Origin of the sequence: Endozoicomonas sp. ALB091, from assembly GCF_049310265.1 — a bacterium.
Taxonomy (GTDB): Bacteria; Pseudomonadota; Gammaproteobacteria; order Pseudomonadales; family Endozoicomonadaceae; genus Endozoicomonas.
This window is the reverse complement of record NZ_JBLYNQ010000007.1, coordinates 1,155,505-1,182,481: the sequence shown is the minus strand read 5'-3', so window position 1 is coordinate 1,182,481 and position 26,977 is coordinate 1,155,505. Positions and strand designations below refer to the sequence as shown.

Sequence of the window (26,977 nt, the reverse complement as noted above, 5' to 3'; positions counted from 1 at the left end):
GCTATTTCCGGTTTTCGAATCAGGCGATGGTGGATACGGCAGCAGTAGCCTGACAGCCCCTCTTTCGAGAAACGCCACCCTGAACCTTCAGGGTTTCGGCAGAACTTTCTCATCAAAATGATGAATCAGGTAGTTAAGCACATAATCCCGGTTCTTTGGTTTTAACCGGTCCAGCCTGTGAAGTGTATCGTTAATAATACTCTGCATTTGTTGTTGTTCTTTTTGTTCTTCTTCTACTGATATGTCTACGTCCATCTTGTATTAATCCTTGTGGTTTAAAACTCACTTCAATACAGATTAATCAGACGCTACCTCTAAAAACGCTCTGAACAGCATTTTCTGACTTCAGTTAATCCTGCCTGATGGCAGTTCCTCTACAACCTCCCTGTCTGGTTGGATAATGGTTTGGTCGTTCTGCTTCCATAACTTGTGGTCTTCAATGACGTTGACCAGTACGGCGACCCCACAACAGTGCAACATCGTGATCAGATCTGCTTTGGAGGTGGCACCGAATTTTTTCTTTACATCCTCTATATAGCCTTTGATCGTTCTTTCCGATTTACTCAGTTGTGTGGCAATGTCCCTGATAGGCTGCCCCCGTAATACACACCTCAATGCCATTAGCCAATTCCAGTTCAGCCGGTCATTTATCTCAGGGACATAAACTGATTGCTGTTTACTGAACTCGTTGAGCATGGGTGATTCCAGTGACTCTGTGAGGATCATTGAGCCGGACACCCCCCCAAGGGCACTCTGGTTTTTTACCGCAATAACCTCCTTCCAGTTGAACGCGGTTTTTATCCACTCTCTGCTCTTGGAAAATGGATTGCCACTGATCACTTTCCAGTCTGAACGGTTACAGGTATTGCCTGAAAACTTCCAGACTAACTGATCGTCTGTTTTGCCAATGCAATTTTCAGGAGAATCCTCTCCCGCAGCTTCAGCAAATACCTCATCTACAGACGTATATTTTCCATGCCGATTCTTGTCGAATTGTGCCCTTCCTGGTTGTGGAATAATAAGGTCGCTCATGATGACTACTCATAGGACTGTGAATTTTTATCCTTCCAGAGTGAAATTTAAAAATCTACAAAAGTTTAAATGTTTTCAATATGTTGAACCTAAATGCAATTATATTTGCACATAAGTGCAGTACTCTTTACACCTAAGTGAAAATTTTTGAAACAGGCAAAAATAACAAGTGATGAACTTGGGGCTTTAGGTGACCCTTGACCGTGATATCGAGAATTTGTCGATGGAATTCAGGGGCAGGATTCCCAGTATTCCCGAACACCTTCGTGGAGTATTGCCGACTGTATCGTGACTGGTGCCTGCAGCAGGATCCTGATTTGTATCTATCTGCTCATCGCTCCGCTAGTGTAATACTTCGCGTGGATCGACAATCAGTGTTTGGTATTATTGTCACCAGGATGTTCAGCTATCGACGTGAGCGAACGGAAGAAGATGCGTGGAATTTGGCACGCACAGTGCGGGATAGATTGCCGGATTAGTTTTTTGTCTCTTTAAGGCCGGTGAATTTTCGATTCCTGGTGTCTTTTTTAATAGTGGCAAATACCCGCGATATTGGGTAAAGCTTGGGTCGCTGAAGGGAGCCTATTTAACGTGAGTTCAATGCTCAGAAAGCCTCATATTGATGTAACAGCACTGACAGAAGGTTTGCCTATGGCTTTCTGAGCATCGAACTCACGTTGATTACCAAGCATCTTGGAGACCACAGCAGCGGGTCAGCGATCAGGAAAAAACTGGGGCCTTTCTGACTACAAGAATCATGACCTAATGATCCCAGTTTGAAAGTTCCAGTTTGTTTATTGCAAGCTGTAAATAACCGCCTTGTGGTCAGAATATTTCTCAGGCATGTCCAAGTTGGTGAGTTCACCCCCGGACAGCGATTTACTGACCAGAATATGGTCGATCAGATTGCATTTTCCACGATATATATAGCTGCAATCATTCTGGTCTGCCGGGTTGATAAGGTCGTCGCCTTTGAGATTAAGCAGGGTCTGTGAACCGGGGTAGTCGTTCATATCACCCATCAGTACAGTATGGCTGACTGGATAATTGTTACTTATGCTTTCCATACCGGACTTGACTGCCAGGGCCTGGGCATGACGTTTAGCTTCGTTGGAGGAGCGTGTTTTGCTGATCAGATGGACAGTGGTGAACAGGTAGAGTTCTTTTGTCACCTGATGGCGAGCTACTGCTGAAAGTACCTTACTTGGCCTGACTTTTTTTGAGCCGATCATGGCGTAATGTTCCGGATGGGTGGTTTCAGTATTCGGAACGGGTTTAAAGACTGATGTGTTCAGGAGCAGGGCTACATCCTGACCTGTGAATGTGTCGCGGCTCTTAAGGCAGACGCTCTGCCATACGGGGCCAATGGTTGTGGCCATTTCTTTGGCTACATTGCAGTTTTCAATTTCTGCCAGGGCTACGGCTTCTGCATTGTTGGTTTTGATAAGGCTGGCGTAGAACTCCAGCTCCTCCCGGTATTCCTGGCAGGTGGGGGCCGGGCGGGTTTCTCCGATGATTCTGCCTTCGTGAGGGGCTTTGCAGTCCCAGAGCCATTCAGTGTTTATTTCCATGAGGGTCAGGGCGGGCGTACTGAATGAAAAGAACAGTAACGTGATGGGGGAGAGCTTTTTGAGCATGGTGTTCCTGATTAGGGTGTTGACCGGTTTTTCATATACAAACATTTACCGATGAAGACAGCAACGGTTAAAGCTGAATTAAAAGTGGTATGAAAGGGGAAAGAAAACTTGTTATTTTGACGGAGAGAGGGAGTGCTGGTGGCTGTTATTAACAGGGCGAAAGCTTCAGATGTACTAACGTACATAAATAATTCTGCCATGATACATTCTGCTTAATGCAGAGGTATGGTCCAAATGAACAGTTACGCCCCGATAATTGACAGGCTCCACCAACTGGCTGAACCGCGTGATAAGGTACATGTCGTCTATCCCCTCCAGGAGGTCTTATTTATCGTCTATGCCAGTATTCTGAGCGGGTATACTGAGTGGCAGAGCATGGCATCTTTTGCTCATTACAACAAAGCTTGGTTTCGACAATTCTTTCCTTACAAATACGGGTTCCCATCGCACCATACCATAGAGAAAGTATGCATGATGGTTGACTCAGTGGCGTTTATGCAGCTATTTATTGACTGGATGTGCGATACAGTAACCGCGATCAATGCTCGTAAAGTCGGCCCTCCACCTGAAAAAAACGACAATGTTGTTGCCATTGACGGTAAGGCACTTCGTGGGTCACGCCCTGCCAAGGGTAAGAAAATGGTTCACATAGTCAGTGCCTACTGCTCCGAGCTAAATCTCATACTGGGTATAACATCGGTTGATAAAAAATCTAATGAGATTACCGCCATTCCGGAGATTCTGGATATGCTGGTACTGGAAGGCGCTCTGATCACCATGGACGCCATGGGCTGCCAAGTCGCCATATGCAAAAAGATTGTTGAAAAAAAAGCAGATTACCTGATCTGTGTAAAGAACAACCAGCCAACTCTGCACAATCGTATTGATACAGTTTTTGAACAGTATATTGAGGAAAATCCTACAGACCCGGATCCAGATGATGAGGAAAATCCGTTTTTCGCAGAAACAATAGAGAAGAGTCGCAATCGTCAAGAGCACAGGCGCAGCTGGGTATTTAACAATATCAAAAGTCTCGTTGATCCCGGAAATGAATGGCCTGGCCTGGAACACTGCGCGATTATTCAGCGTGATAGACTCATTGACTCCAGGCAATCAACAGAGCTGAATTTCTATATTACCTCCCGGGAAATGACAGCCAAAAGCGTACTGGCAGCGGCTCGGAACCATTGGAGTACAGAGAATAAGCAACATTGGGAATTGGATGTCAGTTTCAGCGAAGACGCCTCTAAAATTCACGAACGAACAGCCACAAAAAATATTGCTACGTTAAGACGATGCTGCTACAACGCCCATAAACAGAGCACCCATTTTGAAAAAGAGAGCATGCGCCGTCGTGCTGAGCTGGCAGGGCTTGATGAAGATTACCGAACAGAGTTAATACTTGAACAGTTTTCCCCTGGATAACAGAAAATAAATCCACCATTTCAATTGGTGACTTAGAGGACAAACTCATAGTCCAGGTTTGTAACACCTCTGGAGAAGTTTGGCGTGCCTGATTCTTTACTTTTTTATCACCAGATATTGAAAATACTGAAAGGCATAGTAATAAATTGAATATAAGAAATTTCTGCCCAAAGGAACAAGTTTAATTAGCGTTAAATAATAGTACTTTAGTACGCCTGAAGCTTTCGCCCTGCTGTTATTAAGGACTTACGGTGGTGTGGACGAAGATCTTGATGATGAGAGTGGCTAAGTTTGATGTACCTCCTCTTCTATTTGAAGGATAGGCTGTAGGCCTGAGGCTTTGGAAGAAAATCGGTTTTCTAAGCTGGCTGTGTCGCAGTAAGGCAGTATATTTTCCGACAGCCTTCTAAATGTGGTGCTATGATGTGAGATTGACTTAAAAAACAAAAATTATAAACCAAAGAAAATGCACAGATCACGATTAATTATTGGCACATTCTTCATTATTGGTAGCTTTCTGCTCGCGCTGGGGGCAACGTATTTATTCGGGTACTTTTTTAACCATGATCGCTATTGGCAGGGGACAGTTCACCGGGTAAATGTCAACCAGGCCGCTCTTGTTCATTCTATTGCATCGAACACGGATGTTAAGGATCAGTTGTTACCTGTAGACCAGGGCCAGCTAGATCAAATGTTTCATCCTATCAACGGGTTGCTTTTGGTTGAGGTGTCTCTGGATGGCAAAGTGCTCTGGTCGAATGCCAGCTCAAGGTATATTCGTGGAGAGGTGCTGAGGTCTCTTGATCTGGGAGAGGAACATACATTGTCATTATCTTCCTATGTCCCACCAACGTGGAATTATTTATTTTTCCGTTGGATTACTCAGCCAGTTCGTTGGTTTGAAGTGTCGTTCAACCCCATAACGATGCCTTTTTTATGGTTTTGGTCATTATTGTTTCTTTGTTTTTGTACGGGAGGGTTATTGATAAAAAGCAGTTACCTTGAAAATGACGCGCTTAGGATTCTTAAGCGGATTGAGGGAAAAACAACTATATGAAACGTCTCCCATTTCATAGGATTATGAAAAAGGTTTTGCTCGAGGCTTTTTCAAACAAATCCCTGCATCCTGACCAATTAGCTCAGAAGATTCTGCAATCAAGCCGTCGTCCCTGTGAAAAAAAAGAAAAGCCTCACTTGGAGCATTTCTTACAACAGAGAGGAATCTCAAGTTTGCTGCATTTCACGGCTTTGGAGAATGTCCCATCGATTTGTCGTTTTGGTTTGATTCCCCGAGAACTCCTCCAAGAAGAGTCAATCATGATGTATCTGAATGCCCAGTTTTCTGATGACTTTCGCTATGAAAATAAGGAAGAATATAACTGTTTGTCGGTTTCTTTTCCAAATTACAAAATGTTTTATAGAAAACAGCAAGATAACCGTAATCAGCATTGGGCTGTTATCGAGTTTGATGCTGATGTTATTACTCGATTATGGGCTGAGTTTTGCCCTACCAATGCTGCGGGTCGGATACCGGTACATTCAGGGGTTAGAGGGCTTAAATGGCAGTTTCTCTCAGACGATGTTCGGGCCGAGTTGGGGCTGAGAGATGAATTGACGACAGACCCACAGGCAGAAGTACTCTGTGATAGTGTCATTGATCCTCGGTATATCCGAACGGTCAACGTACGGTATGATCAGGATGTTGCCTGGCTTGCAAGCCATCAGGTTCATGCCACAGTCAATGAGAATTTTTTTGGGCCGCGTTATGATCACAGATTCTGGACACGCAAGAGTATCAACGACTTTATAGACTTTAAGTATCTGGACTCGACATACAGTGGTGAACACTATGGCTGAACGGCCTGTATTTATACCTCAGTTCGAGGGGGATTTGTTGGTCCGGACCTGCATGGTTTCCTTTGTGTGGTCTCCTGGACTTGCCGTGGTGCAAAAACAGAAATCCATCCAGTCACTACATGAAGAGGCTGGTAAACAGTTCAACATCAATACTGTTTTGGAAATTTCTACAAAATCAGAAGATAACTTGGGTGTAGATCTCAGTGCCTTTAGTTTGAAATATACCCCTGCGGGAAAAGAGGATGGTTTTTTTCTGGAGTCGATTTTTCAGGCATCAAAGGTGTTTGAGAATGGTGGACCCTACACTGATATTCGATTAATGGCTCCATCTCAAGCTAAGCGAGATAACCGGTTAACAGAATCAGGTCAGTTGGTTGCTTTCAGGTCTGCTGGAGTGGACTGGCCATTAATTCCCAAAACGGCATTTTATGATTGGCTTTACCTTAATGTTATCCATACGAAACCAGGATATGGTGAGCGGTTAAAAGATTATGGAGGGTTTACTGATATTGAGTTCAATCCCAAAAAATCGGTTAACTGTCAAGCGCATTCAGCGGCATTGTATGTGTCCCTTGAAAGTCGAGGTTTGCTCAATGAAGCATTGTCCTCTCGTGATGACTTTATTAAGGTACTTCAGCGATTTTCACAGGGTGAAACGCAGAAAAGCTCAGGTAATAGGGCATTGTTTTGATTTCATTCTATTGATACCCTCAATATCGAAGCTGGAAGCTGGGGCAGTTCATTCTTTTTGAACATAGGCAAGACTCATGACGCAAGACAGGTCTTGATCTTTGGCGTTGATTTCAAGGTTCAAGACATAACGTAAGAATTCCTGATTGCCTAGCTGAAAATTCAAACGTCTAATGACTTTCAAAAGGAAAGACCTGACCCCACCAGTGTGACCCCACCAGTGTGACCCCACCAGTGCAACGACTGTCGAGCGCGCGGCCAAGTATTTTGTTGTTTAAGTGCTCTGCCTGGATGCCTTCCCCAATGAGGCGATCAATCGGCTTGTCCTCAAAGAACTCAGGGATCAGGTAGAGGGTCTGCCCTGTAAAGTCCAGCCCATTGATGATCATTGCGACCACCGCCTGTCCAATGGTGACATTGCGTGCATCAGAGTCATTGGTTATGCGTGTATCGAAATATTCGGCTATCTTTAGCTCCCGGCACATGGCGGCAACCAAGCTTGGATGATTAAGGATCTTAAACTGGTATTGAACTGGCGGCATATCGGTGTCCCTGAAGATCTGATCAGTCCTTTGACATCAGATTTCAGGAAAATATCAATCGGGGTGGTGAAAGGCAGATATAAGCTTCACTTCATGTGAAGCTCATAGTATCAGTGGAATTGATTTCTCCACCCGATGTTATTTCGAGTGGGATTTGTACTCATGTGTTTTATTAGGTCTTACTTAAATCAGGTCTATATATTTGCTATTGGGCATTGGTCTTAGAACTTCAAAATATGCCTTTTGCTGAAATGATGCAGTTCACCACCAGTAATACTACTGAAATGATTAACCAGCGTTTACTATTGGCTGATTGATTTTGTAGGTTTTTATGGCTGTCTGCAAGTTGACTTAAGGCTGACAGAGTTTGTGTTAATGACTGATTTTGTGTTGCTAATGCGTTTTGGGTAGCACCTGCATCGCGGTGAATTTGTGCAGTAATCTCTTTATTCTGCTTTTGAATTTCATTTATCAATGGTTGTTGTGCTCGCCCTACAGTACTGTCTAGCTCACTGTTTAGTGCATTAATCTTGTCAGTCAGCTGTGTACCTAGTATTTGGAATGTTTTTTGATTGTCGCTCAATACCGTAACAGCTGGCTCGATATGGCTTAACACTTCTACCTGAGTCGCTTCTGTCGCCTTCTGACTATCTGATAAATGCTGTCTCGCTTTTTTGAATTCATCTGATAACTCTTTCAGCTGGTTGGCCACGGTGTCGAGGTAATCGACTGCCGCGCTGATTTTCGTAATCTTTTGACTACCAGCTTCGAGTTCAGCAAGTATCTGTTCAGCACGAGAAAGGTCCATGGTTAGCTAATCCTTACACACTTAAATCAATGCGGTTCAGTCGGTGGGTAAAGTTTTTTAAGTAAGTTAAGGCCGAGTGCTCATCCTTCAACGCCTCGTGGATGGCAATAAATTCTTTAGGATCATTGACCTGACCACATACAACTTCACTTAATTGGTTGCGCTGAACCGAGGTCAGTTGATCGGTTATCAGGGCAAATCGGCTCAGACTTGTTTCCCATAGGGATTCATGATGTTTGGTTTGTTCCAAGAAACGCTTTAAACGAGGAGCGCCGTCGGCATCGTCAAACTGGTTCAACAATAGGCGCAGTAGACCACTCAATAAATCCAGACCTGGACTGTTATGGTAACTTTCCAAAAAGCGTGACAGCGATCCTTGTAGTGTTTGTGCTTCTTTGGCACTGATGAGCTTGGTTTGATGATGGTTGATTTTTTTGATCAACTCAATCGCTTGTAGACTTTGTTCTAAGCTGCTTTCTGCGAGAGCCTGAAGTTTATGAGTTCGGCCATCGACTCGGAAGTAGGCCTCGAGCTTAATTTTAAACGCCTCTGCTCCCTCGAGTTCGAAGTCATTGCAGGCATCGTATAACGATTTCAATGACTGGCGTCGATTAAAGACAAAATGCTGGTGGTTCCAATGAAGTAAGAAGCGAATCAGCGGCAGTGTCGCATCCTCGTGTTGATCCAACAGGGCTTTGAGCTCGGCATTAACACTGCGAGTATCTTCATATCGACGTATATAGGCTTCAATGACCTCTGCAACCTGGTGGTCGGGAACCGGTGTGAAATCAACCAAGAAGTGACCCCGGAAATAATCTTCAATAACCCAGTCTTCGACTAAACCTGCTTGGTGTAAACGATACAACGCTTTTTCGGTGGCGGGTTTGGTGGCACCGACCTCCTTGGCTTGGATAAGAGTGTTAAGGTGGCCTCGCTGTCTCAGGGCCATTAACACTCGACCGCAGAGTGCCAGTTCCTTCTCAACCTGTTCCGTTCCATTGGTGATGAACCACATTTGAGAGGCGAAATCGCCTTTCCGGTTGAATCCAAGGTCATCCACCCACTTTTTCACGTCTTCGATGGGGGTGTTTTGCTCAAGAATGTAGCTGGGAATGTCTCCAGTGGGCTCTTCCGAAAGAAGCACATAACATTCAGCGGCTTGTTTATCGCGGCCAGCACGTCCCGCTTCTTGGTAGAGGGATTCCATGGAGCTGGGAATTCCATAGTGAACAGTGAAGCGCACATTGGGCTTGTTCACGCCCATACCAAAGGCTTTGGTAGCTATCAATAACGGCGTTTCGTTACGTTTAAAGTGATCTTGCACTTTACGCTTTTGTTTCTCGTATTCTGCTACGGTACCTGACCAGTTCTTAGGCATGGAGCCGGTAAAGTATTGAGTACCCGGCACCAGGCGTTGTAGCTCATTGGCCAAGCTTAAACAGCCATTTTTCCCACTCGCATAGGGCGCAAAAATAATGCCGGCAGCTTCATTGCTGGCCCAGCCTTTTTCCCGCATTTGCGTTATCAGGTCCTGTAAGGCTTTCTTTTTTTGATTGTGATCGGCAATCACGTGGAAGCTAAGTTCTTTTCGAGTGAACTCCATTAAATAGCAGACGTTGTCATCATCAATATCAAACTCCAGCTGGATATCCTTCAAAACCCGCAGCGATGCAGTAGCCGTTAGGCATAGTGGAGGAACATTGGGCACGCACCGTTCAATAGTTTTCGCCAAGGTCAGATAGGACGTGCGGAAATCATGACCCCACTCTGACAAACAGTGCACTTCGTCCACCACAATGGCAGAAATCAATTGATTCGTAGCCAGTGCATGTAAGGTTTCCCGGAACGGCGTTTGTTGAAAACGTTCCGGGGATACGAATAGGAACTGCAAATGACCTTGGCGCAAAGCTTCTAGCGTCAATTGTCGCTCCTCGGTTGTTTGGTCGCTGGACAGGTAATGCACCCGACCGTAGCAGCCTAGCTGATTGAGTTCTTCAGCCTGGTCACGCATTAATGAACGAATCGGACAAACGACAATACAGCAACCTTGCTGAAGGAAGGCGTTGAATTGATAACACAATGACTTACCACCCCCTGTGGGCAGTAGGCCGATGGTCGGCTCGGCTTGTAGCGCGTTGGTGATGACGGAGAGTTGACCAGGATTAAAGTTGTCGTAACGATACAGTTTATTCAGCAGCTGCAATAACGGCGCTTTATGGTCCTGTACTCCCCCTAACTGTATTGGGTACTTGTAGTGGGGCCCTGGGGCTAGCGTATAGTGATCCAAGCGCTTTTTGCGACGACTGTCCAATGTAACAAATTGCACATAGTCTGTACGGATAAAAATCGTGTCGTTACGGGCTGGATAGGCGTCAACCCAGCGATCGTTAACGCGATGGTCAATAAAGATCAAGTCTTTACCAGAAGGTTCTTCTGAGGTGATGAGATGCCAACGAGGGGACTTGAACGTCAAGCCTTGCAACTCAATGATCGGTTGCAGCCATTCAATGAGATCTTGTAAGGCGAGGTCTGTCCATTGTCTAACATCAGGACAGTCCGAGAGAATAACCAACCGCCAGAGTGGTGACTTCAGTGATAAAGCACCACGACAGAGGAGTTCTAATACCAATAGCTGGAAGCGAATAATAGCCGTGAGAATGACTCTGGGGTCTGATGTATTCTGACCTTGCTGAGCAAACACTTGTTGATACAGAGCAAAGGTAGACTGATGCTGGGTAATGATGGTGTGGATGGCTTGGATAAATCGCTGATAGTTGGCATTTTCTGCTTCAAGATCACGAACCGCAATGCGTAGGGTTTGTATCCCTCTGTCTACTAACAGTTTATTCCGGGCTTGATCTTTGTAGAGTTGAGCCGTTCGCTGATGCTGACTGCCATCAATTTCTAGGACCAATTTGGCTTGGGGTAGATAAAAATCGACCGCTTCCTCTCCTGCATAAGGTGATTTGCCTTGGGATACGGGCACAATGGTCTGCAGAGGGCACTCTGGTTGAATCAGTCGTGTCAGGTAACTGTGCTCACCCAAGGCGGCTGGCAGTTGCTGTTCGAAGAACCGCTGAGCTGGATTGTTGGCACACGCACCTCTAATGGTGTGTGACCATTGTGGAGGGGTTGAGCTGATCAAACATTGAGGGTGGGCGGCTTTCAAGTGGTGTGGTTCCAGTGCCAGTCCATCGATGAGTCGTTGCGATGCCTGAGTTGGGGTTCCCCTGAGCAACAGTTTTCGAACTAGGGCAAAGGCGTGCAGCTGTTGGGAGTCCACTGCTTGGGCAGGGGGCAGATTTTGAAAGGTAAAATTGTGCTCACCCTGCACATAGCCAGCCGTGAGGTGTATTCGGTTTTTGGGCACAGTATTCATGACGGACAGTCCTTGTGGATGCCTGAAGACTAACAAATATAATAACGAAACGATCGGTCGGGGAACAATCCATAATCATAAAACAACTGGCATAGCTGTTGCTGCAGTTGGGTCAGAGCGGTGACTTCCGTATTGCTGAGCACCAATTGATAGTAACTGCCTTTCACCAGCCCAGAAGCTGGGGTCTTTCCTTTTTGAACATAGGCAAGATTCATGGCACAAGACAGGTCTTGATCTTTGGCGTTGATTTCAAGGTTCAAGACTTAACGTAAGAATTCCTGATGGCCCAGCTGAAAATTCAAACGTCTAATGACTTTCAAAAGGAAAGACCTGATCCCAGTTTTTATGACCCCAGTTTTTGCAAACACCGACCAATACATAACTTGAACTGAGCCTGGTGTATGGATGGATAAAGATTAGATTGGTCTTGAATCCCCTGTTAAGCCGTTTAACCAGAACGATGTTAAAGTTGACAGCAGAGCTTATTAGATAAGGAACCATATAAGCGAACTTGAGAGACAACTCCACATGTAGCGGGTGGAGATCAATGGGGAGCAGAGTTGGCTTTATATTGCCATACAAATAACCATCAACAATCACTCGATCATGTTCAGGCACCAACCATAGTACATCCTGCCAGACTAAATATTGCACATACGTACACTAGTCTATTATTACCCGTGTGAATCATAGAATGTTAAAGAAATGGAAGATATAAATAAGCCTATCAATGAGAGGTGTCATCAAAATGGCACTCAGGCATTCCATTTTACTAAAATCAAAATAGTGACACATATTTAAATATATGGTGAGCAGTCAATGGGATTTTTTAATCGAAAGGATAAGGATCAGCTACTAGATGAGACTGATGCTAAACAAAAGGTGATTATACAAGTAAGAAACTTTCAGGATCCGGTTTACAGTACTGGAATTGAAAGTGAGGGAAGGACAATAGTGCTGGAGCATGATCAGAAGCAAAGATCAAAACTCCACGAATTATCTAAAGAGGCAAGGGGGAAAATTAACTCCCAAAAGATAACCCAGGTTCGGAATAAGATTCATCAAAAAGCTAATTATGAAATAGAAACACCATCTGAGATTGAAGAGCTTAAGCAAGATTATAAAACAGCGAAAGATCAGTACAGGGCTATTCATCAGGATTGGCAGGACTTCAGACGAATACACAATCTTAGTCGGCATGCACATTATCCAGAAAATCATTTTAATTCAGCAATACCATTAGTGCTTGTCATGCTGATTTTTGAAACTCTGACAAATAGTTTTTTCTTTTCTCTGGCTAGTGAATATGGCCTTGCCGAGGGAGCATTGGTTGCCCTGTTGCTCTCTTCATGCAATATTCTCATTAGTTTCTTTACTAGCATGTCATCAAGATATTTGAATCACTACAGCCTCTGGATCAAAGCATTGGCATATATGCTGGTTATCATATTCATAAGTACCGCAGCTGCATTGGCATTATTTGTAGGGCATTATCGAACGGCATTAGAAAAAGCACCCGAAACAGCACATTTAGATGCCGTACAGAGCTTTATTGAAAGTGCATTAAATTTAGAAACAGTTAGTAGTTGGATATTGGCAATCATTAGTTTTTCTGTTTTTTTGGTTACTTGGTATAAGTTTTTTAAATCCGATGATGCTTACCCTGGTTATGGTGAAATCACACGAAAAATGCACTTAATGAAGGAAAATATAAATGAGGTTAGCGGGGATGCTCATCAAGCTTTAGCTGTGACAAAAGAAAAGTTAGAGAATGAATTTGAGATTGAAATTGAAGAAATTAAGAAAGTGTATAACCGAGTTGTCGATGCAGAGCATGCTTTGCATCTACTATCAAGTGAGTTTGCATGTTTTATAGCCCTACAGAAAAGTGAGTATGAAAATTTCTGTCTCGAAACAAGGTCGTTGTTTTCATATCAATACTCGCAGGCTAACAACAGAAATGCAGAGTTTTCTGACCCAGTTCAGGAAGTTACTTTGCAAGAAGAAAGTATTAATGAGTCTTCCAATAGAGAGGCGTTTAGAGATTTTAATTTGATTAAGGAAGATTATGATCAATATATGAAAAGTATTCTTCCAGAGTTAAGGGAGAGTTATTTTTCGAAAATTGATATTTTCATTAAGGGACTGAGAGATAGTTTTGATGGGCAGATCTAGGTCAATGCGAAATCGTCAGGCAAATATGTTATCCATCAAAATAGCAGTGGCAGCAGCTATTTTGTTGGTAATTATAGGTTCTGCAGTTTACTGGATGCTTTCTAAACCCAAGTTTGATAAAAATACATTCTGTCAAAATGATAAGGTGAAAAGTGCAACTGTTGTGATTATTGATCGGACGGGGGAGTTCAGTAAAAGCCATATAAGAGCCATCAAGGATGTTATGAACTCTGAAATCGAAATGTTAAAAGAAGGTGATATGATTTCACTCTATTCTATTGACTCTAGAACATATAATGGATTGTCTGAAACTCTATTCGAGAAGTGTAAGCCTAAATCTGGGCAGAGTGTAAATAAATTGATCGAAAATGAGAGGATGATAAAAAATGATTTTAATAAAAAGTTTCAAGAGCCTATTGATCATGTGTTATCAAATGTAATAAATGACAAAGATTCAAGCTCATCACCAATAATTGAAAGTTTGTTTGATATTGTTAGTAGTGGTCAATTAAAATCTGGCGTGAACATCAATAGGATAGTTTTATTGTCAGACCTGCTTCAACATAGCAAGTTAATCACAGTTTACAAGGGTAAACTAAAAGCAATTGATGATGATCAAAATCTTAAAAGGATAGTTCCTGATTTACGGGGAGTGGATGTGAAAGTTTTCTGGATTCTCAGAGATAATAGAGAAGGTGAGCTTCAATCCGATTATTTATTATCCTGGTGGGAGAAGTTGTTTGAAGCATCCCATGTTTCTAATATCTCAGTGCAAAAGGTTAGATAAAGATGGATGTAGATAAAAGAAATCATGGTGATAGCTTGTCAATACCAAAGAATAACAATATAAGTGTAAAAGGGCTAAGAAAGGCATTTAGCATAAGTGCGATAATGGGTGTTATATTAGTCTTTTCAGTTGCCTTTTTTGGTATTGGTCAGATTTATTCTATGTTTCTTTCTGCATGCATTATCGGCTTTTACTGGCTTATATATTCTCAAGGAAACTCTCCTCGAAAATTGCGTGATATATTCTCCGATAGTGTTTATTATTTGGGGTTCCTGCTAACGGTCCTTACCTTAATAGCAAGCATGAGTGCTTTTGGTTTTTCAGAACAAGAGCTTTCAGCAAATAATGTGTTGAGTCAGTTTGGAATGGCCATGGTAACAACCCTTATGGGACTTTTTATCAGAGTGTATTACAAACAATTCGATGTATCCCTGCATAAAGTTGAAGACGAGGCTCAAGAAACTCTTGAGAATAGTATTGAAACAGTTGTCATTAAAATGAAGATAGTGACTGAAAATCTTACTGTGTTTTCTAATACTATATCTGACAAAATCAGTGAGATGGATAACGGCTGCAAGGATGTTGCGAAAATATTTGATGAAACTGCTCAGATAATCAGGGAGAGCTCTTTGGAAAACCTTGAGTCTCTTTCAGAAGGGTGCAGCACCAAGATCAATGAATCCTTGGAAAAGATAGATCAGCACTCCAGACAATCCCTGCATGAGCTTGCAGCTACAGCCAATGAGTTCACCAATATTCACAGAGACTTTGCCACGGATGGTATATCCAGTTTAAAACAGGGAATAGCTGAAGGGTTTAGTGCTACAAAAGACTCACTAACAGAAACAGTAGCTGATTTCAGAGCTCAGGCGAAAAGAATAAACTCTAGTATTGGCACAGTTCATAATAAATTTAATGCATTAGATAGTTGTGTCTCAAGTACGATCACTACTCTGGATACTTTCAAAGAAAATACTTCACCTGCTTTAAGTAAGTTGAATCAAGACGCAACTCAAACAATTGAATTGTATAATGGTTTAACGCAGAATCTTAATGTAATAGGTGGGAAGGTCAGGGAGCAATTAGCTTCCATTCAGGAAGCTGATAAAGTAACTTCTCAATCTTTGGCTAAGACAATAAAAGAATATGAAGGGTTATGTAAAAGACTTCGTGATGCTCTTCAACTAAAAGGTCTGAAAGAGCTTTCAGAAGAAGATGCTTTTTTGATAGGTGCGCTCGAAGAAAGGCGGGCTGCTTTGGAAAATCTAAATGGTGCATTTAATGCCACAAGTGAAGAGCTAATACAATCTGCAAAACGGTTTAGCGATAATATGTTAAAAACCTCTAAAGGTATAGTTGATACCCTCGGGGACAAGGACGACGATGCAACAAGAACGTTCTGATGTATTCAGTATTTCCATGATAGAGTTACTACTAATTATCATGTTTTCTTTGCTGATTGTTATGGTTTTATTGAACAGTAATCTTCAAAAGAAGCAGGCTGTACTGGATGATCTCAGAGGAAAAATTCATTCTGTCGATGATGATTTGCATAAAGTTCATGAAAAATTGGGGTTAGAACATCGAGAATATGAACAACCCTTAGATTTAAATGAGGCTGTGGCACAGCTACAACAGTTTGCAGAAGAACTTAATACATCCTTTTCTACTCCTGAAGCCGATAATATTCTGGCGAGGATGAAGATTGATGATGTATGGACATCACTAACAAGGCTCACAGATAATAATTTTGATATGATTGATTTGATAAAAAAGCTTGAAGAAATCAAGTCTGAGGTTAAGGAATTAAAAAAGGATAACCAAAATAAAATTAAGATGATTGAAGATCAACAAGTTAGAGAAGATCAGCTAAATAATGAATTGGCAGTACTTCAAGAAATTAATGAGCATAAAGATGATGTAAAGGCGCTTATAGAGGAATACAGGGAGAGAGAAGAGGGCTTTAAAGAAGAGATAGCGAGAACCAGGGAAAAGAATAATTCTTTAAAAAATCAAGTGAAATACCTGGCAGGTACGGGGCTAGTCCATCCTCCCTGCTGGTCTGATCCAGAGACCGGTAAAATAGAGTACACATTTAAGGTGGTTGTTACAGATAATGATGTTTATATCAAAAATATATTTCCTGAGTATAGGAATAAAGAATATTTATCAATAACTAATCATAAGGATTATGATGATGTGTCCATGAGTTTTGATAGGTTCAGAAGAGAAATGCAGGTATTCTTGAAGCATGCAAAAGCGCAGACGCCAGAGTGTAGGTATTTCTCTATTATTCAGGATAAAACTTCGGCTAATTCAAAGAGTGAGTGGAAGAGGGGATTGAAATCTGTTGAATCATCTTTTTATAAATTGGAAATATGATGTTAGAAGAAATTGAACAGGCTATTAGAAAGCAGAATTATGTTGTTTTAAAAAGTCTCAATAAGAGGATGGGCTATCCTCTTAGCGATCATTCGATTGAAGATTATGTTGATAAAGGTCGTAGTTTTGAAGAGGTAGCGCAGGAAATAAAGGGTTTTAGTGAACCTGAAGAAAAAAAGGGCAGTAAGCAGGTATTTCAAAATACGAAAAAGTGGATTAAGGATTTTGTGTATAAATTATGGGTGTGAGTTGAGTTTATCCTGAGCACTTTATCTGCTATGGCAAAGCTAGCTTCCATGAATGTGTTGCAAGCTCTGGAGTGAGCTAGAAGATATTGGATATACAGTGAACTTTTCGTTAAGGCATCCAAGCCTTATACTCTGAACCCTGATTTTTCACATGTAATGGTTATTTTTTGCATTTTACAAGATCTGACTGGCTACCCGTTAAAGGGCTGGAATCCCGCTATGAAATATCGAATACCGGCGATGTCCGTAGCCTTGCCACCGGCAAACTGCTGGCCAAAAGAGTCATAGGGAATCATGAGTCCGTATTGCTTTATGATGGCTGCAAACATAAAGGCTATACCATCGCCAAACTGTTGCAGTCGCACTTTGGCATTCAGCGGAAAGTGATTTCGCAGGTCGCTGATCTTGAGGGAGAGGAGTGGCGGGAAATTCCTGACTTTGCAGGCCTTTACTGGATATCCAACAAGGGTCGTATAAAAAGCAGGAATGCTGGCGTGCGGGATAAAGAGATGCTGGTCAAGTTAACAGACCATCCCAAGGGTGGTTATTCAGTATCACTGCATAAGAACAATAAAAAATATACCTATTCTCTCCATCGCCTGCTTGGAGAAGTGTTTATACCGAACCCCTTGAACAAACCCATGGTCATCCATCTCAACGGCAACAAAAAAGATCCCCGTCTGGAAAACCTTGCCTGGGTCAATAACTCCGAAAGCCAGAAAAATGCTGTGGCCCTTGGCCTTAAAGAGCATCTTATCGGAGAAGATAATGCCTGCAGTGTGGCAGTGCTGCAGTTGAGTAGCAAAACAGGGAAAGTGCTGAAACGCTGGGGATGTATCGCCGATGTGGAGAGAGAGCTGGGTATCTGGCATTCCAATATTGCCAAAGTATGCCGGGGAAAGAGGGCATCGGCGGGTGGGTATGGCTGGCAGTATGAAGAAGATGTATTTTGAACTTCACACTGCCTGGGCTGAACCGCACAGAAATAGTTAAGATCCGGATTTATACGTCTGCTCAGCCATCTTGTACTCATCGGCCAGATCAATGCCCATTTCAGAGCCATCACTGCCCAGCACTTTTCGACAGCCAACGTACATCATGCATACCAGGTGAAAACCGGAATAGTGCTGGCCAGGCATCGCCTTCAGCCTATATTTCTGCTCTGAGCTATCCGTGTCAAAACCAGACTGGCCTTTCATGGCAACCTCAATGAACAGGTTTCTCGCCTGTTCTTCAGGGAGGCTGTCGTAAGCTTTCATGGCATCGGTTATGTACATAACCGCATCCATTCTCAAGCCGCCCGCTTCCTCTTTGATTTGCGCGTTCTTTTCTGTGGATAATGCCGTCTTGCTCTCTTTTGCCTGCTGAGCTTGAGGAGAACCGGGAGCGATGGTTAAAACGATATTGAATTGAGCGATGGCTTCATCGCGCCGACCGGCTTTCCGCAGTGCTTCACCATAGCCCAGCTGTGTGATTGGGTCTTGTGGGCACATGGGGGCAAGGTTTTCATAGATGCCCAGTGCCTCATCATTTCTGTCTTCTGCAGAATAAAGACTGGCGACATTACGTAAAGCAAACTGATTAGCAGGCTCTATTTCCAGTGCATACTCAAACGCGTTAATCGCTTTGGCCACGGTGCGCTGTCGGGCATAGGCAACACCCAGGGCAACATAGACATTGGCTCCTGCAGAGTTTCCCTGCACCTCAATTAAGTGCTGCAACCGCTCAATGGCTTTATCCAGCTGGTTAAGGTCAGACAGCGCCATGGCGGAATTGTAAAGTGCACTGCCATTATCCGGGTCTTGCCTTAACAGCTCATCACAAAGCTCAATGCCATACTGCAAATTGCCGGCATTCAGGGCTTTGAGAATATTCGCATCATTGGCCTGTGGAGAGATAACCACTTTTTCCAAATCCGCCCGGACTTCCACATGGTGGCCAAGGTCCCGATACCTGGCTTTCAGGTGATCCACCACGGCAAAGCGGAAATCGATGCCTTCCAGGTCTTGCTGATCCGCAGGCAGTTGGGAGCGGTCAAACTGCGCCAGGGAAATTACCACATCACGATTCAGATCCACTGGTGCAACTCCGTCATCTTAATTTTGCTGGCTGTTATTTCTACCAGCTCCAGATCATCAAGCCCATCATACTCACCGAGCAGTAACGGCCCAGCAATTTCTTTGGCGGGCTCAAGCAGCCCAAGGGACTCAAACGGAACCATCAGCGGTTTGTTTTTGATGAGGCTGGCCAGGCCAAAACTCTCTGTGGCTGCCAGCAGGCGATTCCAGCGTACCAATTGTGCCGGGAAAATGGTCTCTTTCAGCGATTGCAGGTTGTTATTGATGGTTATCTTGATCGCTTCCTGCTGCTGGTCACAAAGCTCACTCTGGTACTTCTGCAGCTCATGGTGCACGGCCACCGTGGGCAGGGCAGAGCGCAGTTGCACGATCAGGTTACCAGCGATACTGTGCGCGATATCCGGCAACTGGCCTGCAGGAATCTGCTCGACATTCTTTAATTGCTCACTGATGATGTCAACCGCTCCAGGTGCCAGTCCAACATCTTTCAGGGGCGACTGTATCTGGTACCGACGGAGAATAAAGCGCAGCTGAACGGAAGCCAGGGCATGACGAAGAGCGTGATATTTCGAATTAACCTTAACTACATGTGCAGGCTGCCCGGGGGTGCGGGCTGTGATTTGAGTCGACAGCATATCCCCAAGGGACGAATCCATAACGATCAGTGCCGGTTTGCCAGACACCTTCTCAAGCTGCTGGGCAAGGAGTTTGACACTTGGGTAGGTGTCTAAGTCAAATTGCATGGATGTGCCTAAAGGTCAGGATTAATGTTTGGGGTTGAGTTCTATCACATGGGGCAGGAAAGTGACAGTAGAACGATAGATATATAACCTGAGCTGAGCCAGTTGCAAACAACTGTTGAACAGCCTGCGTCGAAACGAAATATATGCAGGCCAACGAATCTACCCTTAATGTCTCCCCCTAAGATGACACATTAATTACCTTTACTATGTTGGTCAAAATCAATGCATCAAGGTGGTTTTTTAAGTTTCCAGGTACCCTTCCTCCCGTGATTAATGCACCCATTTCCATATTGTGCTCAAGGGCATACCCCGTTAGGTTAGCACTTGTAATAAACGCTAAAGAATCATCAGCAACAGCACACTTTGCATGCACAGACCCAATGCCGCCATCAGGTCGATTCTCTTCAGGCCAATAATAAACAGAGGCCAATGGGAGTCTATTGGCAATATTCTCTCCTGGGTCATAATCCAAACTGCCACCTCTTTCTTTTGAAGACTCAGTCAGTATAGAGAGCTTAACTCCCCGGTTGATAGCTGCCTCCAAAGCAGTGGCTGTTGCCTTTATATCCGTAATAACAAAAGACACGATAAAAAGGGAATGCTGAGCCTTATCAATAACCTCATGTAAAACAGCTGAAGTCTGCCTCACAGGAACAATGGTTGTGTCCGGTCCAGTCCAGACAAGCTCAACGCTTCCATTCGAGTTCCCTGAATGAGCACTGGAACAGGCACCAAGAATCATACCGGCCAGTTCATATTTGGAAATGCATGACTCATCCCACTCCTGTAGCGTACACAAAAGCTTCCCCCTTGAAAGGCTGCTTGCTTTCCAACTGTTTGCAAACGCAGTCTGGTTGATGGGTGGCTCGGCATCCTTAATCAACATGGCAAGTTGACGCAACTTGTCAGGATGCGTCGACTTGACCAAATTGTTGACTGCTTCCAGCAGCTTTTCCAAGACAATATCCCTCTATCCAAAAAATGCAGCATCCGCACAATCAAGAGTCGCAACCACAAGGGATCGATCCAGATAGCGGTTACCTTTCTCACAGGAAGTTTCCGAAACAAAACCACAGGCATGGCAACACGCAGCATGTAAAGAGCGATCCTTTTCCGGATTATGTTCAGAACAGAGTGGGTCAGAAGAACAGATCCTTGCTCGATAGAGCGCACTCTCCAGAAGCCGTCCCAGATTTTCTGGTTTGCCTAAATCCACCAGTCCCCCAAGTGTTCCATCAGAATCAGCTGCTGCGGTATAAATCAAAATGCCAGCCTGCTGTTGATGACCTTCCGTATCGGCGTAAATCCGCTCTCTAATACTAGCTGCATTGTAACCACACTCCAAGGCCATTTCCCTGATCAGCAGGTGAGCCAAAGTGTGTAACATCGCATAACGAATACCAGGATAAGTCTCATCCGGATTGAGATTACGGGCATTTCGCCACCCTCTATGGCCAGCTATCAGCTTTTTATCAATTTCCTGTACTGCAGGCTCTTTTTCCCATTTCTGTAACTGCTCTTCATCAAAGCGAATGAAGATACCTTCACCATGAACCTCTGTAGCAGGAACCCACTCCGGCGCAGAACGACACAGCTTGGCAACTTCTGGCCTTTCATCCGGATCGGAAGAGTGCTCAGGAGCCTCGACACGGGTAAACCCAAGCAAGGCGTTTACTTCCCGCAATCTTTCTAATAGTAAAACAGCAGAAATTTGCTTTGTATAGGCGGTTGGGGGGGAGGTAGGGGTACTCAAGAAATGAGGCCAATCTTTAGGTGGATTGGGGTTTGTTAATACATCCCACTCGGGGCCTTTAATATCTGACTCTGATACAGATCCCTGCGCTTTCCCCGAAGTAATTTCCTGTAGAGCAGCCCAAATTTCCGCATTAGAATATTTTTCAATTCCAATTAAACTGCCAGTTTTCTTCAGCGTTTTTACAATGAAGCCAATCTCAGCCTCTGACTCTACATCGTCAAAATAGTTCATCCCATCCTGAAGCAACTGAATGATAGGGTCTCGGGTCACCGGAATGGCAAGAGCAGACAGAGTGACTGGAAACCAGCTATTAGTCGCTCCTAACAAAACCGCTCTGGCATCCTCTGCGCAGTCATCCTCAAAAATATTCAGGTGCGCATGGCGACCTCTGCACTTTGGCAGGTTTTCTTTACCGGCCTGTCCAAATGCATGAGCCAGCGATCTAGACTTGCCACACTCATCACATTTCACCCATAGATTTTCTGTCTGTAGTGATGCTCCACTTTCAAAAAACCGGAGAGTCCCTTTGCATGAGCTGATACCAGCATGAACAAAATAGTGCCAGGGAAAGTCATCCAAATGCCCATCTCTGCAAGCTAAAAGAAAACGAGCGGGAACGGCATCAGCATCTGTTGGCTTTGCTTCGCCCTTTGAGCCAGAGCAGCTCTTATGAACAAAGCGAGTCAGTTCTGGACGATACCGGTTCTCCTTACACTCAAAAAGCCCACGGTCATACGGCGACAAAAGGCCGCATTTAACACATCTCAGCCAGCGGGGGAAGGGAAGAACAGGAACACCAATATTAGCTTCAGCCGAGTATGCATCCACTTGCTCATTTTTTTGGAATGGTGGCATCCGCAGACTTTCAACCTGAGCACCCAGCTCTTTCCTGACAGCAGCAAGAAGTCTCGCTTCCACAATAGGAGGGCATCGATCTTTATCCCAAAGGTGTATTCCCAGAGTCAGCACTGAAAGACTTGGCAAGTCTATTAGCGCACCGGGTCCATAGGTCCATAAGAGCTGGCTGGGCCTGACATCCCCCACCGGAGTTTTTTCATTAATCATCACTCTCTCCTGAGTCTGCCCCATTATCTTTATCAACAGAAGGAGACCAGTCAGGACCTTCAGCCATAGTCTTGGTATTCATAATTAATCGAACCCCGGGTTCAACTTCCCGCATAGACATTGGAACTGTTTTCCACTCCCAGCTTTTAATTCCCGGGCGCTGCAACAAAGCTACGGTGGTGTCTTTTTGCTTCCCTTTTTTCTCATAAGACAAAATTCGACCGCCTTCATTAGCCTCCTTACTCCACTTATCAGCTCGATCTTTAAGCATGATCTCAGCTAAATCCCGGGTGTCTGTACTGTCTGTCACATGCCAGGCTCTACCCTTTAACCGTTCTATAGAAGTAGTCATTTCCGGCTGATGCGCTTTCTCCAGAGCCTTAGCACCAGTGTTCGGATTGAAAGGAAGATGTTCCAGTCGAATCATACTCAACATTGTGCCGGTTAAACCCCGGTCCAATGCCCTTGGCGAGAACGGAGTTACAGACTGAGCTTCCACATGCTTATAGAATGTTGCGTGGTAATGTTCGAAAGTTTCGTAATGAGAAAGATCCCTGGGTCTGGCCCAGGTTAATACAGTACAAACCAGGCCTGGCGATGCTCGACCGACACGACTGGTTGCCTGAATATATTCGGCTGTTCCTTTCGGCTGCCCATTAACAGCCATCAATCCGAGGCGATTTACGTCGACCCCGACCGACAACATATTGGTTGCCAAAACAATATCAACGGCCCTGTCTTCACCTTTAACCCAATTGCTGACATAGCGCCCCGTTGAAAGGTCCAACTCGGCTCTGAACTTTATTTCCAATTGATCCAGCTTTTTAGGAATATCTTTCCCTGAAACCCGGGATGTAAGCTCATCAGTATTATTGACACTCCGCTGCTCTAAGCCGGGCCTGGCTACCTGACTCATTTGCACTCGGTAAGAACGCGTTCTTACATCATCTTCTGCTAACCGCTTCATGCCCCCCAATTCCCTGAGGGAATTGAAATAACCAACTGTTGTCATGTACGGATCAGCCAGTTGACCAAAGCGGTTAAAGAGCGCCTGTGAAGCCGCCAACAGCGATGTGTATATTCGAATCAACATCGCCGGTCTTGAGCTACCCGGTGAACAAATCCCTACATAACGCCTTCCCGGGTTAGTTTTTAAGGGTCTCTGAACAGAGAAAAAGTTATCTTCAACTTCAAGTCCATGGGGAGGGAAAACAGAAACCTGCCTCATAAATACATTTCGCACCTGCTCTTCAGCTTTGCGGACGGTTGCCGTTGAAGCGATCACTTTTGGACGTATCGTTTTATTATCAATGCTCCATGAGCACAGCTCATCCACAGCGGTTTCATAAAGACCAACCATGGTTCCCAGCGGCCCACTGATCAAATGAAACTCATCCTGAATGATCAAGTCCGGTGGACGTACCGGATCAATGTTTTTCACAGTGACAGCAGAAAGGCCGTTTTTACTATCAGCCCGATGGTTACCATTACAAGGGGAGTCCGGCCAGATAAAGCCGTGTCTTGGGCACTCCTGGCTAACTTTCCCAAAGAGCGTTCTTACCTCTCCCCGCCATGCCATCATGGCAAACTTATCAACCGTCGCAATCATCATTGTGGGAGGACGGTGATAAATTTCTTCATCAACCACCAGCACCGGGATACCCGGTTGGACTTCTTGTGATGACTTACCTTTAGAGAAGTCACAACGCCCAAGTTTGTCACCACAATATATGGTGGTTCTATTGGCCGCCTTGTTGACTTCAATATCACGACCAGCAGCCACTTCTGAGCCACACCATGGGCAGCTGGTTAATTGAGCCGGAGAGGATGCAACAAGTTTGTTATCCCGAAAATTTTGAATGGCATTATGGCTATCTGCCGTCGTATTCGGGGTAACTTTCTTACCTACCCAAAGACCAATAGTAAAAGGTGTTTTTCCCAGAGAAGCATCACCATCCTTTACTGCTTTTCTTCGCAGCACCTCCATGGCACAAATCAAAGTGGTTGCCCTTTGAAACTGTTGAAGAGTCAGCAGTCGCAAGGTGTAGCGCATAATGACAGACAGCCCCCGGCTACCATCAAAACCACCCAAATCGCCCTGATATCTCCGTATCGCCATGGTAAAAGCAGCAACGCCTAAATACGCCTCGGTTTTACCACCACCGGTAGGGAACCACAGGAGGTCTGCATAAGCTTCAACAGGCTTCGTACGATCACTATGTGTCGGGTCAGCGAGTGAAGGGATTGAAAGAAGAATGAACGCCAGCTGGAATGACCTCCATGAACGGTTCTTTCTTTCATTGAAGAACTCGACAGACTCCTTACTGCCTCTTCTGCGTTCAAGAGCATAAATACCATGGACACGCTGTCTGGCCATGGCTTCATTGGCAAATCGGAATGCTTTCAGAGCCATCTCATTTTCGGCCAATACATCAATACCGGCTATCAGACGCTCTTTAATATCTTCGCAACGATCCAGAGCCAAGTTGGCCTGTTCATCATAACCAGTTACATCAACGCCAATCCGATCACGCTGCTCACTAATCCAGGATGAATAATCATCCGTTAGCATCGTCAGTGCTGAAACCAGCGTTTCTTTTTCCATAGTTGCCAGTTCTGACATGTCCAGATAGCCATTGGCTATCATCTGCCGTAAAACAGGCCGGTCATTTTCATTCCGTCCTGGTGTGTCAGTAACAGGCACCTCACTTTGAGGCAATACCACGGTTTTGATGGAAACCGCTTTTTCCAGACGCTCTTCCCGAACCTCTGCATGCACTGAAACACCATGACCCACTGCAAACTCCACCTGCTTGCGATAGATCATCTCAAGCGCTTCACGTTCCGGATCTTCCCCATGGCTATCCAGCACTGGTCTTCGTCTGAAGATCGCATCGCCAGAACCATGAGCAGCCTGCACCGATAACTCTGGCTGAAATACCCAGGCTGAATCCCGATTCTGATCAGGTTCGTCCTGAGTATTAACCATAAACAGGGTAACCAGTCTGTCGCCCTTATGGTTTGGTGGACGGATAGAACCCTGAATAACAATAGAAGGGTTCTCTTTATCAATGGACTTCGCAGAAAGCAGACCATCCTTCAGTGGTAGCACAAGTTTGTCACCACAGGGAATCCGCTTCCATACCCGTGCAGGCTGGCCTGTTTTACGATCTTCAACTGTTTCACTCTCAGTTCGTTCATAGCGCCCCCACTGAGCCTCTATTTCCAACTCTTTGACATCACCATCCACACAGAAGGTCATACCAAAGCTGGAAGGCACCAGACTGTGGTTATTGGATGTATCTATTTCTTCTGCAGGTTCAGCATCACCATCCACAGAGCTGCTGGCTTTTCCAAACTCTGCACCTGGATCATCGTAACCGGTATGAGCCTCCAGATCGTCAGGTACTTCGTCACTGGCTTCCGCTTCCAGTTCTAGTCCTTCCACACCAATTTTACTGATTGCCTGAGGCGCAAACTTACCCACCAGATAGCGATCCCGCACACTCATTTCAGCGATTTCTTCGTGAGGACCACAGGCAGGGCCCAGCAGGTCATCCATTACTGCCAGTTGCAAAAGCTCTCGAACATAAGCCTGATTCTGAATCAGTGGGATATCTGCTGTCGTGACACCTGAAAGCTTTGGAAGCCCCTCTGCAAACTGTGTCCAGCCCAAGCGACCAATTCTTCCTGAAGGAAGTGCCCATCCTGCTAGAGAGATATCAGGCTTTCCATCAATCTCAAGCAGACGATCAAAGTAAAAGGATGTGCATTTTAAATCGGAACGAATACGGTAGACCCGGCCAACTTTCAGGGCCTTGCCTGCACTATCAACTACGGCTATGTAGTCATCTTCCTGGACAGCCTGATACTTCTGCCGTTCACCGGATAGCGTTAATAAATAGCTGCTGAAATTGGCTGTCTGGGTGTGGGTACTGCTATCAAGAGCAATCCAGGCATTTTTTTTGGGTATCATCTTTCGCCATCCTCTCCACAGCCATGAACGTCAAAATTTCTCACAGTTTTTGAAGAATCCATCTGATCTGCAAGCTCATCAGGAACTGTCTCATCAACCATTAGCATGGGGTAAATCATCTTTAGAGAACTTGTAATCTCATCCCCCAATTTCAATTTCATCTGTTTTACCCAACCTTCAAAACCAATGTGTCCTTGCAGCAATAGCTCCTTGCCAAGCATCAGACCTTCTGCAAACAGCAGCCCTTCAGGGGTAGGGACGATGTCTCCACCATTATGAATATGGTCGAGTAATTCCTTTAACTCTTGCCCAAGAGCCTGTTCCTCTTCAGTCAGATGAATCGGACGCCTCTCCCGTTTTTTCAGTCGACGCTTCTTCCTACCCTGTTCAGACACGG

General features: G+C 44.6%; 21 protein-coding genes and 1 pseudogene. 10 read left to right on the top strand and 12 right to left on the bottom strand.

Annotated elements, in window-relative coordinates; genetic code table 11:
• Positions 1-87: 87 nt before the first annotated feature.
• From ACO6UX_RS16960 to ACO6UX_RS16950, 3 genes are all read right to left on the bottom strand, one after another.
• Positions 88-255 carry a hypothetical protein gene (locus ACO6UX_RS16960; protein ID WP_422449549.1) on the bottom strand — a complete coding sequence of 56 codons (168 nt, stop codon included), beginning with the start codon at positions 253-255 and terminating at the stop codon, positions 88-90.
• 90 nt (positions 256-345) lie between these two features.
• Positions 346-1,032 (bottom strand): helix-turn-helix domain-containing protein, encoded by a 687-nt coding sequence (locus tag ACO6UX_RS16955; protein ID WP_422449548.1) that lies wholly within the window; start codon positions 1,030-1,032, stop codon positions 346-348.
• A gap of 794 nt (positions 1,033-1,826) precedes the next feature.
• Positions 1,827-2,669, bottom strand: a complete 843-nt coding sequence (locus tag ACO6UX_RS16950) for an endonuclease/exonuclease/phosphatase family protein (RefSeq protein WP_422449547.1) — start codon at positions 2,667-2,669, stop codon at positions 1,827-1,829.
• A gap of 225 nt (positions 2,670-2,894) precedes the next feature.
• Here ACO6UX_RS16950 and ACO6UX_RS16945 point away from each other — a divergent pair, with 225 nt between their 5' ends.
• The 4 genes from ACO6UX_RS16945 (at position 2,895) to ACO6UX_RS16930 (ending at position 6,642) form a co-directional block, all read left to right on the top strand.
• Positions 2,895-4,094 (top strand): ISAs1 family transposase, encoded by a 1,200-nt coding sequence (locus ACO6UX_RS16945; protein ID WP_422449546.1) that lies wholly within the window; start codon positions 2,895-2,897, stop codon positions 4,092-4,094.
• Between the two features lie 466 nt (positions 4,095-4,560).
• A complete protein-coding gene (locus ACO6UX_RS16940) occupies positions 4,561-5,151 on the top strand; it encodes a hypothetical protein (protein ID WP_422449545.1) in 591 nt (196 codons plus the stop codon).
• A gap of 23 nt (positions 5,152-5,174) precedes the next feature.
• On the top strand, positions 5,175-5,951 hold the full coding sequence (locus tag ACO6UX_RS16935; protein ID WP_422449544.1) for a DarT ssDNA thymidine ADP-ribosyltransferase family protein: 777 nt from the start codon (positions 5,175-5,177) through the stop codon (positions 5,949-5,951).
• On the top strand, positions 5,944-6,642 hold the full coding sequence (locus tag ACO6UX_RS16930; protein ID WP_422449543.1) for a DarT1-associated NADAR antitoxin family protein: 699 nt from the start codon (positions 5,944-5,946) through the stop codon (positions 6,640-6,642). Before ACO6UX_RS16935 ends, ACO6UX_RS16930 begins: the two co-directional genes overlap by 8 nt.
• Before the next feature lie 220 nt (positions 6,643-6,862).
• On the opposite strand, the pseudogene ACO6UX_RS16925 reads toward ACO6UX_RS16930, so the two are convergent.
• The 3 genes and pseudogenes from ACO6UX_RS16925 to ACO6UX_RS16915 form a co-directional block, all read right to left on the bottom strand.
• Positions 6,863-7,183 (bottom strand): annotated as a pseudogene (locus ACO6UX_RS16925) (DUF4277 domain-containing protein); the annotation flags it as partial.
• A gap of 229 nt (positions 7,184-7,412) precedes the next feature.
• Positions 7,413-7,991 carry a hypothetical protein gene (locus tag ACO6UX_RS16920; protein ID WP_422449542.1) on the bottom strand — a complete coding sequence of 193 codons (579 nt, stop codon included), beginning with the start codon at positions 7,989-7,991 and terminating at the stop codon, positions 7,413-7,415.
• 13 nt (positions 7,992-8,004) lie between these two features.
• On the bottom strand, positions 8,005-11,370 hold the full coding sequence (locus ACO6UX_RS16915; RefSeq protein WP_422449541.1) for a RecQ family ATP-dependent DNA helicase: 3,366 nt from the start codon (positions 11,368-11,370) through the stop codon (positions 8,005-8,007).
• Between the two features lie 819 nt (positions 11,371-12,189).
• Here ACO6UX_RS16915 and ACO6UX_RS16910 point away from each other — a divergent pair.
• The 6 genes from ACO6UX_RS16910 (at position 12,190) to ACO6UX_RS16885 (ending at position 17,915) form a co-directional block, all read left to right on the top strand.
• Positions 12,190-13,545: a hypothetical protein gene (locus tag ACO6UX_RS16910; RefSeq protein WP_422449540.1), complete on the top strand. Its 1,356-nt coding sequence runs from the start codon at positions 12,190-12,192 to the stop codon at positions 13,543-13,545.
• Positions 13,546-13,570: 25 nt separating this feature from the next.
• Positions 13,571-14,332 (top strand): hypothetical protein, encoded by a 762-nt coding sequence (locus ACO6UX_RS16905; protein WP_422449539.1) that lies wholly within the window; start codon positions 13,571-13,573, stop codon positions 14,330-14,332.
• Positions 14,333-14,334: 2 nt separating this feature from the next.
• Complete coding sequence (locus ACO6UX_RS16900; protein WP_422449538.1) at positions 14,335-15,735, top strand: hypothetical protein; 1,401 nt, start codon at positions 14,335-14,337, stop codon at positions 15,733-15,735.
• Positions 15,716-16,714, top strand: coding sequence for a hypothetical protein (locus ACO6UX_RS16895; protein WP_422449537.1), 999 nt, complete (start codon positions 15,716-15,718; stop codon positions 16,712-16,714). The genes ACO6UX_RS16900 and ACO6UX_RS16895 overlap by 20 nt, the downstream gene beginning before the upstream one ends.
• On the top strand, positions 16,711-16,962 hold the full coding sequence (locus tag ACO6UX_RS16890; RefSeq protein ID WP_422449536.1) for a hypothetical protein: 252 nt from the start codon (positions 16,711-16,713) through the stop codon (positions 16,960-16,962). Before ACO6UX_RS16895 ends, ACO6UX_RS16890 begins: the two co-directional genes overlap by 4 nt.
• Before the next feature lie 167 nt (positions 16,963-17,129).
• Positions 17,130-17,915, top strand: coding sequence for an NUMOD4 domain-containing protein (locus tag ACO6UX_RS16885; RefSeq protein ID WP_422449535.1), 786 nt, complete (start codon positions 17,130-17,132; stop codon positions 17,913-17,915).
• Positions 17,916-17,951: 36 nt separating this feature from the next.
• Here the strand turns inward: ACO6UX_RS16885 and ACO6UX_RS16880 are convergent, their stop codons facing one another.
• The 6 genes from ACO6UX_RS16880 to ACO6UX_RS16855 form a co-directional block, all read right to left on the bottom strand.
• Positions 17,952-19,040 carry a tetratricopeptide repeat protein gene (locus ACO6UX_RS16880; RefSeq protein ID WP_422449534.1) on the bottom strand — a complete coding sequence of 363 codons (1,089 nt, stop codon included), beginning with the start codon at positions 19,038-19,040 and terminating at the stop codon, positions 17,952-17,954.
• Positions 19,031-19,783, bottom strand: a complete 753-nt coding sequence (locus ACO6UX_RS16875; RefSeq protein ID WP_422449533.1) for a hypothetical protein — start codon at positions 19,781-19,783, stop codon at positions 19,031-19,033. The genes ACO6UX_RS16880 and ACO6UX_RS16875 overlap by 10 nt, the downstream gene beginning before the upstream one ends.
• Before the next feature lie 178 nt (positions 19,784-19,961).
• Positions 19,962-20,741 carry a DISARM system phospholipase D-like protein DrmC gene (gene drmC / locus ACO6UX_RS16870; RefSeq protein WP_422449532.1) on the bottom strand — a complete coding sequence of 260 codons (780 nt, stop codon included), beginning with the start codon at positions 20,739-20,741 and terminating at the stop codon, positions 19,962-19,964.
• 12 nt (positions 20,742-20,753) lie between these two features.
• A complete protein-coding gene (drmB, locus tag ACO6UX_RS16865) occupies positions 20,754-22,604 on the bottom strand; it encodes a DrmB family protein (RefSeq protein WP_422449531.1) in 1,851 nt (616 codons plus the stop codon).
• The gene (drmA, locus tag ACO6UX_RS16860; protein ID WP_422449530.1) at positions 22,597-26,580 is read right to left on the bottom strand and encodes a DISARM system helicase DrmA; all 3,984 of its coding nucleotides are present in this window, start codon (positions 26,578-26,580) and stop codon (positions 22,597-22,599) included. Before drmA ends, drmB begins: the two co-directional genes overlap by 8 nt.
• Entirely contained in the window at positions 26,577-26,975 is a 399-nt protein-coding gene (locus ACO6UX_RS16855) for a hypothetical protein (protein ID WP_422449529.1), read from the bottom strand. The genes drmA and ACO6UX_RS16855 overlap by 4 nt, the downstream gene beginning before the upstream one ends.
• Positions 26,976-26,977 lie beyond the last annotated feature (2 nt).

Bases quoted from the DNA above. Each gene is read 5' to 3' on its own strand.
- ACO6UX_RS16935 (WP_422449544.1), top strand. From the start codon at position 5,175: ATGAAAAAGGTTTTGCTCGAGGCTTTTTCAAACAAATCCCTGCATCCT.
- drmA (WP_422449530.1), bottom strand. From the start codon at position 26,580: ATGATACCCAAAAAAAATGCCTGGATTGCTCTTGATAGCAGTACCCAC.
- ACO6UX_RS16930 (WP_422449543.1), top strand. From the start codon at position 5,944: ATGGCTGAACGGCCTGTATTTATACCTCAGTTCGAGGGGGATTTGTTG.
- ACO6UX_RS16875 (WP_422449533.1), bottom strand. From the start codon at position 19,783: ATGCAATTTGACTTAGACACCTACCCAAGTGTCAAACTCCTTGCCCAG.
- ACO6UX_RS16890 (WP_422449536.1), top strand. From the start codon at position 16,711: ATGATGTTAGAAGAAATTGAACAGGCTATTAGAAAGCAGAATTATGTT.
- drmB (WP_422449531.1), bottom strand. From the start codon at position 22,604: ATGATTAATGAAAAAACTCCGGTGGGGGATGTCAGGCCCAGCCAGCTC.
- ACO6UX_RS16960 (WP_422449549.1), bottom strand. From the start codon at position 255: ATGGACGTAGACATATCAGTAGAAGAAGAACAAAAAGAACAACAACAA.
- ACO6UX_RS16955 (WP_422449548.1), bottom strand. From the start codon at position 1,032: ATGAGCGACCTTATTATTCCACAACCAGGAAGGGCACAATTCGACAAG.
- ACO6UX_RS16910 (WP_422449540.1), top strand. From the start codon at position 12,190: ATGGGATTTTTTAATCGAAAGGATAAGGATCAGCTACTAGATGAGACT.
- ACO6UX_RS16905 (WP_422449539.1), top strand. From the start codon at position 13,571: ATGTTATCCATCAAAATAGCAGTGGCAGCAGCTATTTTGTTGGTAATT.
- ACO6UX_RS16950 (WP_422449547.1), bottom strand. From the start codon at position 2,669: ATGCTCAAAAAGCTCTCCCCCATCACGTTACTGTTCTTTTCATTCAGT.
- ACO6UX_RS16915 (WP_422449541.1), bottom strand. From the start codon at position 11,370: ATGAATACTGTGCCCAAAAACCGAATACACCTCACGGCTGGCTATGTG.
- ACO6UX_RS16920 (WP_422449542.1), bottom strand. From the start codon at position 7,991: ATGGACCTTTCTCGTGCTGAACAGATACTTGCTGAACTCGAAGCTGGT.
- ACO6UX_RS16895 (WP_422449537.1), top strand. From the start codon at position 15,716: ATGCAACAAGAACGTTCTGATGTATTCAGTATTTCCATGATAGAGTTA.
- ACO6UX_RS16940 (WP_422449545.1), top strand. From the start codon at position 4,561: ATGCACAGATCACGATTAATTATTGGCACATTCTTCATTATTGGTAGC.
- ACO6UX_RS16945 (WP_422449546.1), top strand. From the start codon at position 2,895: ATGGTCCAAATGAACAGTTACGCCCCGATAATTGACAGGCTCCACCAA.
- ACO6UX_RS16900 (WP_422449538.1), top strand. From the start codon at position 14,335: ATGGATGTAGATAAAAGAAATCATGGTGATAGCTTGTCAATACCAAAG.